Below are 17644 nucleotides of genomic sequence, written 5' to 3' on the forward strand. Positions count from 1 at the left end.
CGGCATCGAACCAGATGAGTGACCGGGAGAGGCCCGGTCGCGACAGCAAAAGCACACCGCTCACCGCGCGCCGCGAGCTTGAGAAGAGCAGCCCGGCGCGACGGTCACGGAGGGAGTCTGTCATGAGAGCCATCGGTCTGTTCGCATCCGCCGCCCTGTTGCTGCTGGTCTCCGGCTGCGACGTCCACGTCGTCGACCGCAACGGCTGCGAGGAGGTGTGCATCGGCAGCGACTGTCACCTCACCTGCAGCGGGGAGCCCATCCCCTGCGAGCAGGCGGACTTCGACTGTGACGGCCTCCTCGACCTCGACGAGTGGCGCTGCAACACCGATCCCGAGGATCCGGACACCGACGGCGACGGCGTGATGGACGGTGACGAGGATCCCGACGGTGACGGCTTCTCCAACCGCGACGAGTGCGACGCCGGCTCGGATCCGGCGGACGCCGGTGACACCCCCGACGGCGGCACCGATCCCGATCCCGATCCCGTGACCGACACCGACGGTGACGGGATCGACGACGAGGACGAGGGCGCCTGCAACACCAACCCGAACTCGGCCGACACCGACGGCGACGGCATCCTCGACGGCGACGAGGATCCGGACGGCGACGGCTACAGCAACCGCGACGAGCTCGACGCCGGCACCGATCCGGCCGACGGCTCGGACGCCCCCGGCCCCGTCGAGCCCCCCACCACCGACCGCGATGGTGACGGCATCGACGACGACGACGAGGCCCTCTGCAACACCAACCCGGACCTGGCCGACACCGACGGCGACGGCATCCTCGACGGTGACGAGGATCCGGACGGCGACGGCGTCTCCAACGCCGACGAGCTCGCCAACGGCACCGACCCCGCCGACGGCGCCGACGGTGGCGCCACCGATCCCGACCCGGTCGACCCCGACCCGGTGGTCGACTCGGATGGCGACGGCCTCTCCGACGAGGACGAGGTCCGCTGCAACACCAACCCGAGCGAGCCCGACACCGACGGCGACGGCATCGGCGACGCCGACGAGGATCCGGACGGCGACGGCTACACCAACTTCGACGAGTGCCAGCAGGGCTCGAACCCCTGCGACAGCAGCAGCATCCCCGAGGGCTGCGACCGCCCCGAGGGCGACTGCTGGGACGCCTGCTGGGACGGCTGGAGCTGCGGCTCCTGCCAGGGCGACCACTGCGGCAACTTCAACGGCGGCGACGTGAGCATCTCCTGCTCCAGCCTGGGCAGCGGCAGCGCGGCCATCCCCGCCTTCCTGGCCTGCGGCCTGATCCTCTTCTTCCCGCTGGTCCGCCGCCGCTTCTAGTCCGGATTCCCGACTTCGGCGGCCGCCTCCCAACCAAACCCGAGCATTCGGCGGCCGCTCGACCAGAGGAGGGAAACGCCCCCTGATCCGAGAGGGTCAGGGGGCGTGTCTTTGGTTCGATCGGGTTCCGGGAGAGGCCGTGAACGTACACGTACCCGTGCACGTGCACGGCTGTTCCACGGTCTCGCGAGGCGAGGTCAGCGCTGAATGTCGTTCATCTCGTGGTAGGGCTCCCCCGCCCGCCAGACGGTGCCATCTCGCCCGATCCGTTCGAAGGAGGCGATGGACTAGCAGTCGTAGGCGGGATCGTTGTCGAGGTCGCCGATGGCGTAGGCGAGGTAGCGCGCCTCGTCTCCCTCTCCGCTCGCGCCGAGGTCGATCGGCCTCCCCTCCGGGTCGAAGCCGGTGGTGATCGGGCAGCCGCTCGCCCCGAGAGAGGGGAGGGCCTCCTTCGTCACGTACTTGAAGGTGTCCACGCTCACGATGGTGTGAGCGCCCCGCGGTGGGCGGTCTCCCTCCAGCCGGTACTGCACCGGACCGATCGCCGATCCGAAGTAGGCGTAGCGGTTCCCCCGCTCCGGCGAGAAGCCGATCCGCTCGAGGTCGTCGTCGAAGCGGCCGAACTCTCTAGGGTGAACCAGCTGCGCCAGCCAGAGGCTCTTCAGGTTCGACTTCGCCTCCGACTGCTTCGAGCGCGCGCAGAAGTGCATGAAGTTCGGCAGCGCGATGACGAGGAGGAAGCCCCCGATCAGGAAGAGCGCGACCCAGAGGGCCGCGTTCTGCCGGACCCAGGGGGGTGGACGCCACCACCGCTCCTCGGGCTCCACCGGCCGCCGCAAGGTCCGGCCGCAGTGACACACGAAGACCCTCCCCGGCTTGCGATGAACGACGTTGTAGGTCTCACCGCAGCCGGGACACTCGATCGTTCCCGCCATGGGGACGGGTCACTGCAGATCGCGTGCCCACCCCGATCCCCCGGGATCCGCCCGCAGAGCGGCGATCCCGGGTGGGTGCGGGGAACACGCCCGTGTTTCGTCACCCACGCGCGGCGTGCGGTGACGAGAATCGACCGTCAGCAGCGGGGCCCGTGGTGCAGGGTGAGCATCAGGCCGGTGCTGGTGTCGACCATCACCGCGGCGTACTCGCTGCACTCGGAGGCCGAGATGTCCAGGCGCCAGGACCAGGTCGCGTCGCCGTTCTCGAGCACGCGATCCCTCAGCCAGCCGTGGAGGCCGACCAGGATGTTCCAGTCGCCCAGGACGTCCGGATCGTCCGGGTAGTCGCTCTGGGCCAGCTTGTCGTTCTTCACCTCGTCGAGGTCGTCGATCGACTTGTCGAGGAAGCTCACGAAGGCGCTGGGGGTGTCCATCGGATCGCGCAGCACCAGCATCTGGGGGAACTGATCCCGGGTGCGGGCCCAGCCCATCGCCTCGACGGCGTGGTCGTTCAGGGCCGCGATGGTGGCCGGATCGGTGAGGTCGAGGCAGGTGGGGACGAACCACTGGGTGAGCCGCCAGTTGGCCTCGGCCGGCCGGTTGTCGAAGGCCCGGATGGCGACGTGGTAGGCGTCCGCGGGCTCACAGGTCCCGGGCGAGAAGCCGACCTCGCAGCTGCTGCTCGCCGGCCAGCTGCCGTAGGCGGCCATCTTCTTGAGCTGCTTCAGCGTCTCCCCGCCCACGCCCCAGGCCGCGGCGACCTCGGCCAGGTTCTGGTAGGGCCGGCCGGCGATCACGTTCCGGGCCGCCGTGGTCCAGAGGCCGCCGAAGAGGGTGAGCTGCTCGAAGGTGGAGCCGTCGGCGATCCGCAGGGCCTCGGCGGCCAGCGCCTCGTCGAAGCTCACGCCGTCGAAGGTGCCGGCCAGGGTGTCCGACTCGGCGCCGGTCTTCAGCAGGCGCCAGCGGGTGCTCCAGAAGCGCAGCTGGGTCAGGGCCCAGGCGCCGACGTAGGCCTGCTCGCCCATCCCGGCGATCGAGGTGTAGGGGGCGTTGGCCGCGAGGTTGCGGGCGGCCCGGGCGTCGAGGCCCACGGTGTCGTCGAGGTACTCGGCGCTGGAGTTGTTCACGCCCCAGATCACCAGGCCCGCCTCGAGGGCGCTGAAGTCGACGCCCTCGACGAGCTCGGCCTGCGGCAGGTCGAGGGTCCGGGCGAGGGCCAGCAGCCGGTCCAGGGCGCTCGGGCCGACGTAGGGGACGGCGTCGAGCTCGGCCAGGGTCTCGAAGAGGTCGTCGTCCTCGCTCGGGAAGAAGCCGTCGGCGCCGGCGCGGTGGGTGAGGATGTTCTCGGCCGCCCGCCGGTCGAGCCCGGCCGCGTCGTCGAGGAGGGCGAGGTCGGTGCCCAGATCGTTGACCAGGGTGAGGATCAGCTCGGAGTCCCCGCCGGTGAGGGCCGCCTGCCCCCGGGAGAGGGTGGCCTCGGAGGTCCCGGTGCCACAGGCGGTGAGGAGCGAGGCGGCGAGGAGGGAGCTGAAGAGCTTCTTCATGGCCGGTCTCGACAGCAAGACCGGTGCCACGATCGTCCTAGTGATTTCAACTACTTGAGATTGCGGCCGTCCAGCTTCTGAGCGTCGCGACCAGTTCCTGATCGGCGGCTCACCAGCGGTCGATGCGCCACTTCCCCTCGACCTTCACGAGGGTCACGTCGCGCAGGTAGGCCGAGCCCTTGTCGTCCCGCTTGCGGAAGCAGACCTTCAGCTCGCCCTTGTCGGCGAGCAGGCGGGCGTTCGCCTCGACGTCGTCGATGGCGAGCACGAAGAAGGGGCAGGCGTCGTGGCGGTAGCCGCTCTGCTCGGCCTTGCCGATCCCCTCGAAGGTGTAGGTCAGCGAGCGCTCCTTGCCGTCCTTGGTCGGGGCGAAGAGGGCCGCGAAGTCCGCCTCGGTCCCGCCGCGCGCGGTCTCCAGGGCCCGCTCCATCAGCTTCGAGCCGAAGGCGTAGACCCGCCGGTACTCCTTCACCTCGGCGCTGTCCTCGGCGACGACCACCTTCGCCGGCTTCACCTCGAAGGAGAGCTTGGTGGGCAGGGTGCCGGTGTTCAGCTTCACCTTCTCGAGGCCCATGGCGTAGTCCGACTCGACGATCTCGAGCTGATCGGCGAAGGCCCGGGCCTCGTGGAAGCGCTTGCGGGCGTCGAGGGCCTCGGCCTCGGTGTCGGCGCCGCGCAGCAACGAGATGATCCGCGGCCCCATGAAGGCCACCGACTGCTTGATGCAGGAGATCTTCTCGTCGTAGCGCGGCTGGTGCGGGGTGAGGATCACGTCGCGCAGCAGCTTCTCGCGGGTCTCGGGGTGCTTCGGATCGTAGCGCTCCTTCTCGAGGGCCACCCGGTACTCGTCGTAGGCCTTGCAGAAGTCCCGCCGGGTCATCGGCTCGTAGTCGGGCCGGGCCTCGTCGCGGTTGCGGAAGGCGGCGATCTCGGAGGCCCGGGCGGCGCGGAAGGTGCGGCCGAGGAGCTTGTCGGTCAGCGGGCCGAGGGCGTCGACGGCGTCCTCCATCTTGGTCAGCTTCAGGGAGGCCCGGCCCGCCAGCTCCGACTTCTGGGTGTCGATCAGCTTGAGGGTCAGCATGTTCACGCTGCCGAGCTTCCCGATCCGGCCGGAGATCAGGTAGCGCGCCTCGAGGGCCCCGCCGATCTCGGCCAGGCAGGAGGCGTCGGTGCAGCCGAGCAGCTGCTTCTGCGCCTCGATCGAGAGCATCTGCTGGATGTCGGAGGGCCCGAGGGCGGTGATCCCGTGCCGGTTGAAGAGCACGTCGAGGAGGACATCGGTGACCAGCTCGGCCGCGGCCTCGTCCACGCCGCTGACCTGGATCCGCGGCACCACCACCCGGGCGGCCTCCTCCTCCTCGGCGAGCGCGGCAAACCCTTGAAATCCCGAGGCCAGCAGCAGGGCTGCCGCCATCACCGATCGCCCGCGTCCGAGGGCCTTCCGCATGCTCCGTCCTCCTTGTCGCTCCCTGCGCACTTCCATAGAATGCCCGCTTCGCTCCGGCGGCCAAAAAAGCATACCCCCCGAACCTCCAAAAGACATCCAAGTCACCGGACGCGCTCCCTTTTCACACACGTTCACTGCCATTCGCAGCGGGGAAGAGACGAACCATGGCTCACGCGAAGTCCTACACGACCGAGAACATCCGCAACCTTGCCGTCATCGGGCACGGCGGCTCCGGTAAGACCGGGCTGATCGATGCCCTGGCCTTCACCTCCGGGTCCTCCAAGCGGCACGGCAAGGTCTCCGAGGGCGTGGCCCTCACCTGGTTCCGCCAGGAGGAGAAGGAGCGGGAGACCTCGCTCTACTGCACCCCGGCCCACGCCGAGTGGGAGGGGAAGAAGATCAACCTCCTCGACACCCCGGGGTACCTCGACTTCTTCGGTGAGACGGTCGCCGGCATCCGCGTGGCCGACTGCGGCCTGATCGCCGTCGGCGCCAGCCACGGCGTCGAGGTGGGCACCGAGCTGGTCTGGAGCCACTGCGCCGCCCGCGGGATCACCAGCGTCTTCGTCGTCACGATGATGGACAAGGAGAACGCCAACTTCGAGTCGGCCCTCTCCTCCATCCAGACCTCCCTCACCGAGAAGGCCGTGGCCGTGCAGCTGCCCATCGGCGCCGGGGAGACCTTCAAGGGCGTCGTCGACCTGCTCTCGGGCAAGGCCCACCTCTACAAGGCCGGCACCGTGAACGGCGAGTACGACGAGTCCGACGTGCCGGGCGACATCGCCGACGCCGTGGAGGAGGCCCGCACCAACCTCCTCGAGACCATCGCCACCGCCGACGAGGCGCTGATGGACCGCTACCTCGAGGGTGAGGAGATCTCCAACGAGGAGCTCTTGGCCGCCTTCCGCAAGATGGTCGTGGGCAAGGAGCTCTACCCGGTCTTCTGCGTGGCCGCCGAGTCCACCTGGGGCTGCCGTGAGCTGCTCACCGGCATCAACGCCCTGGCGCCGAACCCGGCCGAGGTCGAGAGCGAGGTCGCCAAGAAGGGCGACGAGGACGTCGCGCTGAAGATCGACGACGGCGAGCCCCTCGCCGCCCTCGTCTTCAAGACCACCTCCGAGTCCCACGCCGGCGAGCTCTCCCTCTTCAAGATCGTCGCCGGCATGGTGGAGAACGGCACCGAGGTCGTGAACTCCAACGGCGGCAACGAGAAGCTGGCCCACCTCTCCATCCCCCAGGGCAAGGAGCGCTTCGAGGTCGACGAGCTGCACTCCGGCGACATCGGCGTGGTGGCTCGCCTCAAGAGCACCCACACCGGCAACAGCCTCTGTGACAAGAAGCGGGTCGTGAAGGTCGCCCCGCCGGCCTTCCCCAAGCCCATGGCCCGGATGGCCATCCACGCCGAGTCCCGCAACGACGAGGACAAGATCGGCCCCGGGCTGGCGAAGCTCCACGAGGAGGATCCCTGCTTCACCCACGAGTACGACGGTGAGTCCGCCGAGACGGTCATCTCGGGCCTCGGTGAGCTGCACCTCGACGTGACCCTCGGCAAGCTCAAGGAGCGCTTCGGCGTCGCCGTGGTGACCTCCGCGCCGAAGGTCCACTACCGCGAGACCATCCGCAAGGAGGCCAAGGCTCAGGGCCGCCACAAGAAGCAGTCGGGCGGCCGCGGTCAGTTCGGTGACTGCCACATCGTGATGCGGCCCACCCCCCGCAACGCCGGCTACAAGTTCAACGACAAGATCGTCGGCGGCTCCATCCCGGGCAAGTTCATCCCCGCGGTGGACAAGGGCATCCAGGAGGCCTCGGCGCGCGGCGCGCTCGCCGGCTTCCCGATGGTCGACTTCGAGGTCGATCTCGTCGATGGCTCCTACCACGCCGTCGACTCCTCCGAGCAGGCCTTCAAGGTCGCCGGCTCCCTGGGCTTCAAGAAGGCCGCCCAGGCCGCCGCGCCCGTGCTCCTCGAGCCGGTCATCAAGGTGACCGTGACCGTGCCCTCCACCTGCACCGGCGACGTGATGGGCGACATCACGCAGCGGCGCGGCAAGGTGCTCGGCATGGACGCCCAGGGCGACAAGACCGTCATCGAGGCGGTCGTCCCCGAGGCCGAGCTCTACCGCTACTCCACCACGCTCCGCTCGATGAGCCAGGGCCGCGGCCACCACACCCGCGAGCTCCTCGGCCTCGAGGAGGTCCCGGCCAACATCGCCGAGAAGCTCATCGCCGAGCGCGAGAAGGAGAAGGAAGAGGAGTGATCGCCGCCGGCGATCACCATCACACCGGCCGGCCCGGGGGCGAGACTCTCGCCCACCGGGCCCGCTAGGCAGGGGCAGGTGAGCGTGTGAGCGAGGGTCGGGGGGCATTGATCGTCCAGTCGGACGGCTCGCTGCTGCTCGACGTCCACGATCCCGATCACGAGGCCGCCCGCGCGGCCCTGGCGCCCTTCGCTCACCTCGAGAAGGCGCCCGAGCACCTCCACACCTACCGGATCACCCCGGTCTCCCTCTGGAACGCGGCCGCCGCCGGCTTCGGGGTGGAGGAGGTCCGCGCCGCCCTCGAGGACCACGCCCGCTACGGCGTGCCCGAGGTCGTCCTCGCCGAGGTCGAGAGCCAGATCGGCCGCTGGGGCAAGCTGGTCCTCACCCGGCACGAGGACGGGGAGCGCTTCGTCCTCACCCTCGAGGACGATCTTCTGCGCCTCGCGATCGAGAAGTACGCGGTGGTGGCCGAGCTCCTCGAGCCCCAGGACGACGGCACCTACCTCCTCCCGCAGGCGGGGCGCGGGCCCCTGAAGCAGGCCCTGGCGAAGCTCGGCTACCCGGTGGTGGATCGCGCCGGCTACACCGACGGCGAGCCCCTCCCCCTCGCGCTGCGCGAGCTGCACCAGGGCACCGACGCGCCCTTCGCCCTGCGCGACTACCAGCAGGACGCGGCCGAGGCCTTCCTGGAGGGCGCCGGCCGCGGCAGGGGCAGGGAGGGGATCGGCGGCGGCCACGGGGTCGTCGTCCTCCCCTGCGGCGCGGGCAAGACCGTGGTGGGCATCGGCGTGCTCTCCCGCCTGCGGATGCAGACCCTGGTGCTGGCCACCGGCACCACCGCGGTGCGGCAGTGGATCTCCGAGATCCTCGACAAGACCGACCTGACCCCCGAGCAGGTCGGGGAGTACAGCGGCGAGAAGAAGGAGATCCGGCCGGTGACGGTGGCGACCTACCAGATCGCCACCCGCAAGAAGCACCGCGAGCTCTTCGAGCGCTCGTCCTGGGGGCTGGTGATCTACGACGAGGTGCACCTCCTGCCGGCGCCCCTCTTCCGCACCACCGCCGACCTCCAGGCCCGGCGCCGCCTGGGCCTGACCGCCACCCTCGTGCGCGAGGACGGCCGGGAGGCCGAGGTCTTCGGCCTGATCGGGCCGAAGCGCTACGAGCTGCCCTGGCGGAGCCTCGAGGCCGACGGCTGGGTGGCCACCGCCACCTGCACCGAGGTGCGGGTCGATCCCACTAAGGAACTCCTGGCGAGGACCCTGGTGGCCGAGGGGCAGGACCGCTACCGCCTCGCCGCCGAGTACGAGGGCAAGGACCGGGTGGTCGAGGCCCTCCTCGCCGAGAACCCCGGGGAGCGGGTGCTGGTCATCGGCCAGTACCTCGATCAGCTCCAGCGGCTGGCCAGCCGCCTCTCGGTGCCGCTGATCACCGGCGCCACCCCGCAGGACGAGCGCGACGTCCTCTTCGAGAGCTTCCGCGCGGGCGAGACCCCGGTGCTGGTCGTCTCCCGGGTCGCCAACTTCTCCGTCGACCTCCCGGACGCGTCGGTCCTCCTCCAGGTCAGCGGCCTCTTCGGCTCGCGCCAGGAGGAGGCGCAGCGCCTCGGCCGCATCCTGCGGCCCAAGTCCGACGGCCGCCCGGCGCGCTTCTACTCGGTGGTCACCGCCGACACGCCCGATCAGGACTTCGCGCTGCGCCGCCAGCGCTTCCTCACCGAGCAGGGCTACCACTACGAGATCGAGCGCTGGGAGGCGCCCGGCACCACCGCGAGGAGAGTGGCCGGATGATCGCGGGCTGGTCCGACGGCGCCCTCCGCTCGCGGGGAGTCGAGTCTCCCGCCGCACACATCGGCAAGCTCCCGCCCGCCCGCCGCCGCCGCCTGGCCGAGCGGGTGGGCTCGGCCCACACCGACGCGACGAGCCTCTCCGAGGCGCTCTCCCGGCCCGAGTCCGCCCGCGCCCTCCTGCCCCTGCTGGGGCCGGCGGCGCTGCGCGCGGCCTCCCTCTTCGTGGAGGCCCTCGAGCCGATCCCGACGGACGTGGTGCTGGCCGAGGCCGAGCGCCGGGGCCAGGCCGACGACCTCGCCTTGGGGCTCGAGGCGCTGGAGAGCGAGGGGCTGCTCCTGCGCACCTCCTGGTCGGGGGGCGCGGAGGTGATGATGCTCACCCCGCCCCTCTCCCGCACCCTCCATCCCTACCTCTGGATGCTCGAGCACTGCCGCCCGCCGAGCAGCCTCGCGGTGACCTCGCCGGCCCGCCGCGCCTCGGTGCGGCTCCAGAGCCTGCGCGAGCTGACCCTCGCCCTGGCGGCCACCGCGGTGGACGCGCCCCGCATCCCCAAGGAGGGCGGGGTCCACGGCGCCGACGTGGCGCGCATCGCCGAGGAGCGCTTCCCGGCGGGCACCGACGCGAAGCAGCTCGCCGCGCAGGTGGCGCAGCTCCTGGCGATGGGGCTGATCGCCGGGCAGGGCGGACGGGCCCGCGTGCTCTGGCCGCGGGTCGACGCCTTCTTCGAGCTCTCCGCCGGCGCCCGCCTCCCCCTCCTCCTCGCGACCGATCTCGAGCCCGCGGAGGCCGAGACCTTCGAGGCGGTCCCCGGCCTGGCCGAGCGGCGGGAGGTGCGGACCCTGCTGGCGGCCGCCCTGGCGCGCCTGCCCGCCGGCACCTGGGTGCGGGGCGACGCCCTGGAGGCCGCCGTCCGCCTGCGCCTCCCCGCCACCGACGCCGCCACCCCCTACCGGGAGGGCGCCGCGACCCTCGAGCGCACCGCCGCGATCGTGCGGCAGGAGCTCGCCACGATCGCCGACTGCCTGGAGGGCTTCGGCAGGGAGGGGCAGAGCCCCACCCACTGGCGCCTGCCCCGGGGGGAGGAGGGCGAGCCCGACGCCCTCTGGATCGTGCAGCCCACCCACGAGATCTTCGTCCCGCCCGAGGTGCCCCCGGTGGCGCTCGCCTCGCTCTCGGCCCTGGCCACCCTGCAGCGCGCCGACGTGATGGCGACCTTCCGGGTCGAGCCGGGCTCCATCGCCCGGGCCCACGAGGCCGGCCTCGACGCCGACGAGATCCTCGATCGCATCGCCCTGGGCGCCGAGCACGATCCGCCGGACACGCTGGCGGTGCAGATCGAGGACTGGCTCACCCGCGCCGAGCGCGAGGGGGTCGACGAGGAGCGGGAGAGCTCGCGGCAGCGGGAGGTGCCGGCGCACCTGCAGCGCCTGCCGCCGGCGATCCCCGAGGAGCCGGCGCTGGCCTACCCGCCGAAGGTCCAGGCGCTGCGCGATCAGCTCCTCGCGCGGCTGCGGCCCGAAGACGAAGCTTGATCTCCGGCGAGCGCCGCCGGTGCTATCCTCGGTGACGCCATGCTCCGCTCCCTCTGCCTCGGCCTCCTCCTCTCGCTCGTCGCGAGCGGTTGCGGGCGGGACCTCTCGATGCCGGCGCCGCCCGAGGAGAGCGGGCCCACCGAGCTCGGAGCGCTGGCCGGACACTACCGGATGACCGTGCCCGAGACGGTGCGGGTGGGGGGCCGGGTGATCGGCACCGCGATCCCGGTCAGCGGGATCGGGATCATCCAGCACCTCGCCCTGCCCGGGCGGCTGGCCGAGGAGGTCGGCGGCGACCCCCTCGTGATGGGCCTGGTCCCCCCGGGGGGGCTCGACCTCTCGAACGGCCTCGAGCTCTCCGACGGCGGGACGACCTACGGCTTCGGCTTCGTCGACGGGGAGGCGCTCGTCGGGGGGAAGGTGCTGAGCGCCAACCCGACGGTCCTGGGAGACTTCTCCCTCCAGCCCATGCCCGGCGCGGGGCTGGCGACGGTCCTCCTCGAGGGCTGCCCCGGGCTCTCCTCCTTCGGCCCCGATCGGCCCCTCTACCTCGAGCGCAGCTGCCGCTTCGCCCCCTCTCGCTCGGGGGTCTACGCCGGCTGCGCCGCGGGCTGCGAGGAGGGCTGCGATCCCGACGCGGGTCCGCCCACCCACTTCGTCGCCGCCGGCTTCACGCCGATGGCGGGGCAGCCCCTCGACTTCGTGGTGGCCACCTCCTACTGGAAGGACGAGGGCGCCCGGCCCTGGGTGCCGAACCTGGTCGCCGGGGTCTACGATCGCTTCGAGGCCCGGGGGGTCGCCCTGGCCGTCGACGTCTCCCAGCCCCTCCCGGCGCCCGGGCTCTTCTCGCTGCAGCAGAGCGGGGGCTTCCTCGATCTGGCTTTTCGTCAGGGTGCGCACGTCAGCCCGGCCAGCCCCGATCCCTTCGTGATCCCCACCGACATGAGCGACGTCGGCGGCTACCAGATGGCCACGGGCTGCGAGACCAGCGCCAGGATCCGGCGGGCCCAGGGGGGGGCTCGAGGAGTCCTGCGAGCCCGTCGTCGATCCGATCTACGTGGTGGTCCAGGCCCAGATGAGCGGGAACGTCCTGCTGGTCATGGTCTTCGTCCCGGGCATCGGCGTCCTGCCCAACGCGGCGATCCCGGCCAGCCTCCTCTCGCTGCTGCGCCTCGCGGGCCTGCGCCCGGAGGGCGTGCCGACCATGAGTGACGTCCTGCGGGTGAGCGCCCGCGCCGCGCCTTCCGGACGGGAGCTCTCCCGCAACCTGCTCTGCCCCACCGCGACCGCCTGCTTCACCGGGGTGCCGGGCGTGAACGGCGTCGAGGTGACGGCCACCGTCCGCATCACCGGCACCTGGAGCGTCTGCCCGGACTGGCCCGAGGAGCCGACCTGCGACGACACCCTGCGCGTCCCGGTGGCCGTCGATGTGCCCCTCGCCCAGGCCCTGCCCTTCTGCGTCAGCCCTTCCTGACGCTCCCCTCGCTCAATTGTCCCAACGGCCCGGGCGGGGCGGCAGCACCCAGCGATCGATGAAGACCTGCAGGCGCTCTCGCTGGATCTCGGAGAGGTGGAGCAGCAGCGCCGGGAAGCGCGGCGCGATGATCTCGTAGAGGGTCAGCTCCCCGAGGTAGCCCGCCTCGGCGATCGCCCGCACCCGCAGGAGGTCGGGGTCCGGCACGCCCCGGGTCTCGGTCCCCATCACCCCCACCGGGCTGGTGGCGGCGTCGGCCAGGGCGAGGGCGCAGGCGAGCTCTCGCCGCAGGCGCACGCCGTCCGGCTCGTCGTCGAAGGGCAGGAGGGAGCGGTCGGTCTCGTAGCGGGTGGTGGCCTGGCAGAGGGCCCAGGTGAGCCAGGCGCCGCTGCGGCGGGTGTCGGCCTGCACGAGCACCTTGCCCTCCTCGAGGGGCACCACCCGGGCGCGAAAGCGCAGGGGCTCCCAGGAGAGCACCCGGCCGGTGACGAGCTCCACCATCGCCAGGGCGGTGGGGTAGCCGGGGTAGAGGGAGAGGGCCCGCGAGAGGTGCTGCCGCGCCTTGCGGCGATCGCCCGAGCGCAGGGCGAACTCGGCGGCCAGGGTGTGGACGTAGGGATCGAGGCTGCCGGACGCGAGGGCCTGCTCCATCGCGTGGCGGCCGGCCACGAGGTTGCCGGCGCGCACCTCGGCGTCGGCCCGCGCCAGCCAGCCGGGGGAGAAGCCCGGGTCGGCCACGTTGAGCTCGGCGAGGCGCCGCAGGGCGTCCTCTCCGTGGCCGGCGCGGCCGGCCAGCTCCGCCTCGGTGAGGAGCGCGGCGCCGGTGGCGCTCGGCGCCCGGTCGATCACCTCCCGCTCTCCCTCGGCGTCCAGGGCCGTCACGGCCCAGGGGCGCTGCTGGGCCGGCCAGCGCAGCACGGGCCCCAGGATGCTGTCGCTGGCGTCCTCCGGCAGCGCGGGGTCGAGGTCGAGCTGGTAGGCGGTGGGGGAGACCTCGGCGATGCGCAGGAAGATCTGCCCGGTCCCCTCCCAGTCGTCGGGGCCGACCTCCTGGATCGTGATCCGCGCCGGCGCTCCGGGGCGCAGGGTGCGCTCCGAGGAGGCGCGGGGCATCACCGCGTGCGGGATCTCCTCGGGGAGGGGCGGCAGCCCCGGCGGGTAGACCAGCTCCCGCTCGGCGAAGCTGCGAGCGGGCGGCGCCCGCGAGGCCTCGGGCGGGGGCAGCGGCGCCACCGCGGCCGGGACGCTGGCGCAGCCGGAGGCGAGGAGCAGGGCCACCGGCAGCGCGAGCTTCTGGAACACATCCACCACCTCAAGCATGGGCGCTGCGAGGTGCGCTTGGCAAGCGGCCGCCCCCCGTGGGAAGGAGACCGCCATGAGCGCAGCAGAGCAGAGCCTCGAGGGGCGGGTCGCCATCGTCACCGGAGCCAGCCGGGGGGTCGGCCGGGCCTGCGCCCTGGCCCTCGCCCGGGCGGGCTGCAAGGTGGTCCTGGCGGCCAAGACCGTGAAGCCCCGGGCGCGGCTGCCCGGAACCATCCACACGGTGGCCGAGGAGATCGGCGCGGCGGTGCCGGGCGCCGAGACCCTGGCGGTGCGCTGCGACGTCCGGGAGGAGCAGGAGATCGTGGCGATGATCGACGCGGCCCTCGAGCGCTTCGGCCGCCTCGACATCCTGGTGAACAACGCGGGCGCGGCCTGGTGGTTCCCGGTGGAGAGCACCCCCGCCCGGCGCTTCGATCTCGTGATGGACGTGAACTTCCGCGCCGCGCACGTCGCCACGGCCCACGCCCTGCCCCACCTGAGGAAGAACGGCTGGGGCCACGTCGTGAACATGTCCCCTCCCGTGCACAAGGCCGAGGTCGTCGGGGGCAAGTGCGCCTACATGGTCAGCAAGTTCGGGATGACCTACCTCGGCATCGCGCTGAAGGAGGAGCTGGGCGATCAGCCCATCGCGGTGAACGCGCTGTGGCCGGTGACCCTGGTCGAGTCCCTGGCCACCGCCAACCTGGGCCTGGGGGAGCCGAAGGACTGGCGCAAGGCCGACATCCTCGCCGACGCCCTCCTCGCCATCCTGCGGCAGGACCCCACCACCCTGGGCTCGGGCCACGCCTTCCTCGACGAGGAGGTCCTGCGCGAGTACGCGGGCGTCACCGACCTCGAGGGCTACGCCTGCGTCCCGGGCAGCACCCCGATGGTGATCCCCTGGTAGCGCCCGCTACTTGGCGAAGTCGAAGGAGACCTTCTCGTTCTGGCCGGCCCGGACGTCGATCCTGCGGGTGACGTCGATGCCCTCGCCCTCGTTCACGAAGCGCATGGTGTGCTTGCCCGCCGGGAGCTTTCGCTTGAAGAGCGGGGTCGTCCCCCAGGGGGTCCCGTTGACGCTCACCTTGGTCCAGGGCTTGGTGTTCACCGTCACGTAGCCGTCGCCGACCGCGGGCGGGGGAGGTGGAGGCGGCGGGGGGGCGCCGCCGGTGGAGACCGTGGCCGCGCCCGTGTCCCTGGGCCGCCGCTTCCCGCGCCGGCCCTGCTTCGGTGACTTCTTCAGGGCGATGCTCAGGTTCGAGCCCATCCCCGCCTCGAGCACGACCTCCTGGGTGTGATCGTCGTGGCCGGCGAGGGCGAGCACCAGCTCGTGGGCGCCGGGCGCGAGGTCCTCGACGGTCAGCGGGGTCTGACCCCGCTCCACGCCGTCCACCTTCACCGTGGCCCCGCCGGGCTGCGAGCTCACCGCCAGCTTGGGAGCCGCAGGGGCGGCGACCTCGACCGAGTCCTCGACCTGGCGGCCGTCCGGCAGCTCGAAGCGCAGCTGATGGCGGCCGGCCTTCAGCCCGGAGAGCACCGTGGGCACGACCTCGGGCCAGGGCTCCCCGTCGACGTAGAGCTTCGCGCCCTCGGGCTGCTCGACCTTGAGCTCTCCGGGCGTCGCGGCCGGCCGGATGCGCACGCCGGGGGCGGCCTTCACCGCCGTCGCCGGCGCGCCGCCGTCTTTCGCCGAGGGCTCCGATCCCTCCGGGCCGCTCCCCCGGGTCAGGACGTAGCCGCCCCCCGCGAGCCCGGCCAGGACGAGCAGCCCCACGAAGAGGCCGGCGCGTCCCCGCTTCGGCGCGGGCTCGTCCATGGAGAGGTCGAGCTTGCCGATGCCGTCGAGGCCGGGCGGGGGAGTGGCGCTGGTGGCGCCGAGGTCGATGTCGATCGCCTCGATCGCCTCGCTCGGTCCCGGCACCCCGCCCTGCGAGCCCTCGGGCACCGGGTTGAGGGGGATGACGAAGTTCCCCGTGGAGCTCGGGGTGTTCATCAGCTTGGGGTCGTCCTCGGGGACCACCTCGGCGAGGAAGGTGCCGACCGCGCCGACCTTGCCGTCGAAGGAGCAGGTCTCGAGGTAGGTCCCGATCTCCTGCGCGGCGTCGGCGAGGCGATCGAAGCGCCGGGTGCGGTCCCGGGCGAGCATCCGGTGCACGGTGGCCGAGAGGTCGGCGGGGAAGCCGGGGAGCACCGACTCCAGGGTGGGGATCGGCCGCTGCAGGACCTGCTTGAGGGTCTCGATCTCGGTCGCGGCCTTGAAGAGGCGCTGGCGCGCCAGCATCTCCCAGAAGACGACGCCGAGGGAGAACTGGTCGCTGCGCCCGTCGAGCTCCAGGGTCTGCACCTGCTCCGGCGACATGTAGGGGTACTTCCCCTTGAGGATGCCGGTGGCGGTGCGCGCCATCTTGTTGGTCGCCTTGGCGATGCCGAAGTCCACGACCTTCGTCACCCCGTCGCTGCGCACCATGATGTTCTGGGGGCTGATGTCGCGGTGCACGACGCTCAGCGGCCGGCCCTGGCTGTCGAGGGCGTGGTGCGCGTGGTCGAGGGCGACGCAGGCATCGTGGATGATCCGGGCGGCCACGGCGATGGGCCACTCCACCTGCTCCTTGCGCAGGCGCTTGCTGATCTGGCCGAGGTTCGCGCCCCGGATGTACTCCATGGCGATGAAGTAGGTGCCGCTCCACTTCCCGACCTCGTAGATCGCCACGATGTTGGGGTGGTTGAGGGTGGCGGCGACCCGGGCCTCGTCGAGGAACTGATTGACGAAGTCCTCGTTGTCCGCGAGGTCCGGCAGGAGGCTCTTGAGGATCACCCGGCGGTCGAAGCCGCCGATGCCCGTCTGCCTCGCCAGGAAGACCTCGCCCATGCCGCCCACGGCCAGGCGGCGGAGGATCTCGTACTTCCCGAAGACGAGGTTGGACATGAGGGAGAGGCCGGCGCCCTAGGGCGCGTCCTCCGGCGGTCCCCAGCGGGTGAAGGGGATCATGCCCACCGAGATCAGGCCGACCGCGGCGGCCGAGATGAGGCTCGCGTTGGTGGCCCGCTGGAGGCGCTGGCCGTCCTCGGCCATCTGCTGGAGCAGGGCGCCGTCGATGGGCTCGTCGAGGCCGCGGGCGGCGTAGGCGTCGTAGTCCTTCTGGGCGTCGCGGGTCGCGAAGCCGAGCCCGCCGCCGAGGGCCGTCAGCCCACCGGTCAGGACCGCGCCGGTCACGAAGGCCCAGCGGGGCAGGGGCTTGGGGAGGCGCCGCTCGACCTTGCCGGCGTCCATCACCGCCGAGAGGGGCGCGCCCTCCTCGCCGAGCTCGAGGAGGCTGCCCTTCGCGTCGAAGCTCTGCACGTAGTACTCGACCACGTAGTCGGCCTCGCTGGCCGTCCACTCGCCGGGGATGGTGCCGCGCCAGACGCCCTCGTCGTCCCGCTTCAGGGCGAGCATCGAGTAGGCGGGCTCGCCCTTGCGCCGGTAGGGGATCTGCACCATGTCGACCGCGCTGGTCGGATCCTTCAGCCGGAACGCGAAGCTCAGGGGCCGGCCGCCGCGCCCCTCCTTCGGGGGCTCACCGACGAAGGCCAGCCCCTCCCGGATCTGCTTGCGGCGGAGCATCTCGATCTCCTCGTTCATGGCCTTCTCTTCGGCCTGCACCTTCCGGAACACGCCGACGATCTTCGGGGCCGTGCCTTCGGGGAGGGCGAAGTCGGGCTTGGCCCGCAGCAGCAGCCGGAAGGGCGCCTCGGCGTCCACCGGATCGCCGACGACGGCCACGCACTGGGCGAGGAGGAGGTAGGCCTTCAGCTTCAGCTCGATGTCGAGGCCCTCGACCTTCAGGACCTCCTCGGCCACCGGGATCACCTGATCGAACTCCAGGGCCTCGTAGAGCCTGGTGGCCTTCTCGATCAGAGCGCCGGCGTCCACGTCCTCCGCCAGGGCCGGAGGGGTGGCGAGCAGGAGCGCCGCGGCCAGGAGACATCGAGATGCACGGGCCAGGCGAGTTCGCATTGCCCGAGGTTAGGACGGCGGCTACTCCAGGTTCAAGCCCGCCCTTCCCGGGCCGGGC

The 17644-nt window shown here is 71.8% G+C and carries 13 protein-coding genes; 7 read left to right on the top strand and 6 right to left on the bottom strand.

Going from position 1 to position 17644, the window contains the following annotated elements:
• Positions 1 to 122: 122 nt before the first annotated feature.
• Positions 123 to 1307, top strand: coding sequence for a hypothetical protein (locus P1V51_15675; GenBank protein ID MDF1564484.1), 1185 nt, complete (start codon positions 123 to 125; stop codon positions 1305 to 1307).
• A gap of 287 nt (positions 1308 to 1594) precedes the next feature.
• Here P1V51_15675 and P1V51_15680 read toward each other — a convergent pair whose 3' ends face one another.
• The 3 genes from P1V51_15680 to P1V51_15690 form a co-directional block, all read right to left on the bottom strand.
• The gene (locus tag P1V51_15680; protein ID MDF1564485.1) at positions 1595 to 2242 is read right to left on the bottom strand and encodes a hypothetical protein; all 648 of its coding nucleotides are present in this window, start codon (positions 2240 to 2242) and stop codon (positions 1595 to 1597) included.
• Between the two features lie 137 nt (positions 2243 to 2379).
• The gene (locus P1V51_15685) at positions 2380 to 3786 is read right to left on the bottom strand and encodes a hypothetical protein (protein ID MDF1564486.1); all 1407 of its coding nucleotides are present in this window, start codon (positions 3784 to 3786) and stop codon (positions 2380 to 2382) included.
• Between the two features lie 109 nt (positions 3787 to 3895).
• Complete coding sequence (locus P1V51_15690) at positions 3896 to 5233, bottom strand: hypothetical protein (GenBank protein MDF1564487.1); 1338 nt, start codon at positions 5231 to 5233, stop codon at positions 3896 to 3898.
• 164 nt (positions 5234 to 5397) lie between these two features.
• On the opposite strand from P1V51_15690, the gene P1V51_15695 reads away from it, so the two are divergent.
• From P1V51_15695 to P1V51_15715, 5 genes are all read left to right on the top strand, one after another.
• On the top strand, positions 5398 to 7488 hold the full coding sequence (locus P1V51_15695; protein ID MDF1564488.1) for an elongation factor G: 2091 nt from the start codon (positions 5398 to 5400) through the stop codon (positions 7486 to 7488).
• Between the two features lie 107 nt (positions 7489 to 7595).
• Positions 7596 to 9281, top strand: coding sequence for a helicase-associated domain-containing protein (locus P1V51_15700; GenBank protein MDF1564489.1), 1686 nt, complete (start codon positions 7596 to 7598; stop codon positions 9279 to 9281).
• On the top strand, positions 9278 to 10813 hold the full coding sequence (locus P1V51_15705) for a helicase-associated domain-containing protein (protein ID MDF1564490.1): 1536 nt from the start codon (positions 9278 to 9280) through the stop codon (positions 10811 to 10813). The genes P1V51_15700 and P1V51_15705 overlap by 4 nt, the downstream gene beginning before the upstream one ends.
• Before the next feature lie 39 nt (positions 10814 to 10852).
• Complete coding sequence (locus P1V51_15710; GenBank protein MDF1564491.1) at positions 10853 to 12025, top strand: hypothetical protein; 1173 nt, start codon at positions 10853 to 10855, stop codon at positions 12023 to 12025.
• Positions 12018 to 12287 (top strand): hypothetical protein, encoded by a 270-nt coding sequence (locus tag P1V51_15715; protein ID MDF1564492.1) that lies wholly within the window; start codon positions 12018 to 12020, stop codon positions 12285 to 12287. The genes P1V51_15710 and P1V51_15715 overlap by 8 nt, the downstream gene beginning before the upstream one ends.
• 12 nt (positions 12288 to 12299) lie before the next feature.
• Here the strand turns inward: P1V51_15715 and P1V51_15720 are convergent, their stop codons facing one another.
• Positions 12300 to 13589, bottom strand: a complete 1290-nt coding sequence (locus P1V51_15720) for a hypothetical protein (GenBank protein MDF1564493.1) — start codon at positions 13587 to 13589, stop codon at positions 12300 to 12302.
• Between the two features lie 73 nt (positions 13590 to 13662).
• On the opposite strand from P1V51_15720, the gene P1V51_15725 reads away from it, so the two are divergent.
• Entirely contained in the window at positions 13663 to 14496 is an 834-nt protein-coding gene (locus P1V51_15725) for an SDR family oxidoreductase (protein ID MDF1564494.1), read from the top strand.
• A gap of 6 nt (positions 14497 to 14502) precedes the next feature.
• Here P1V51_15725 and P1V51_15730 read toward each other — a convergent pair whose 3' ends face one another.
• Both P1V51_15730 and P1V51_15735 read right to left on the bottom strand, forming a co-directional pair.
• On the bottom strand, positions 14503 to 16515 hold the full coding sequence (locus P1V51_15730; protein MDF1564495.1) for a protein kinase: 2013 nt from the start codon (positions 16513 to 16515) through the stop codon (positions 14503 to 14505).
• Positions 16516 to 16533: 18 nt separating this feature from the next.
• Positions 16534 to 17586, bottom strand: coding sequence for a hypothetical protein (locus P1V51_15735; GenBank protein MDF1564496.1), 1053 nt, complete (start codon positions 17584 to 17586; stop codon positions 16534 to 16536).
• Positions 17587 to 17644 lie beyond the last annotated feature (58 nt).

It is taken from the genome of Deltaproteobacteria bacterium (assembly GCA_029210625.1).
GTDB lineage: Bacteria > Myxococcota > Myxococcia > SLRQ01 > SLRQ01 > JARGFU01.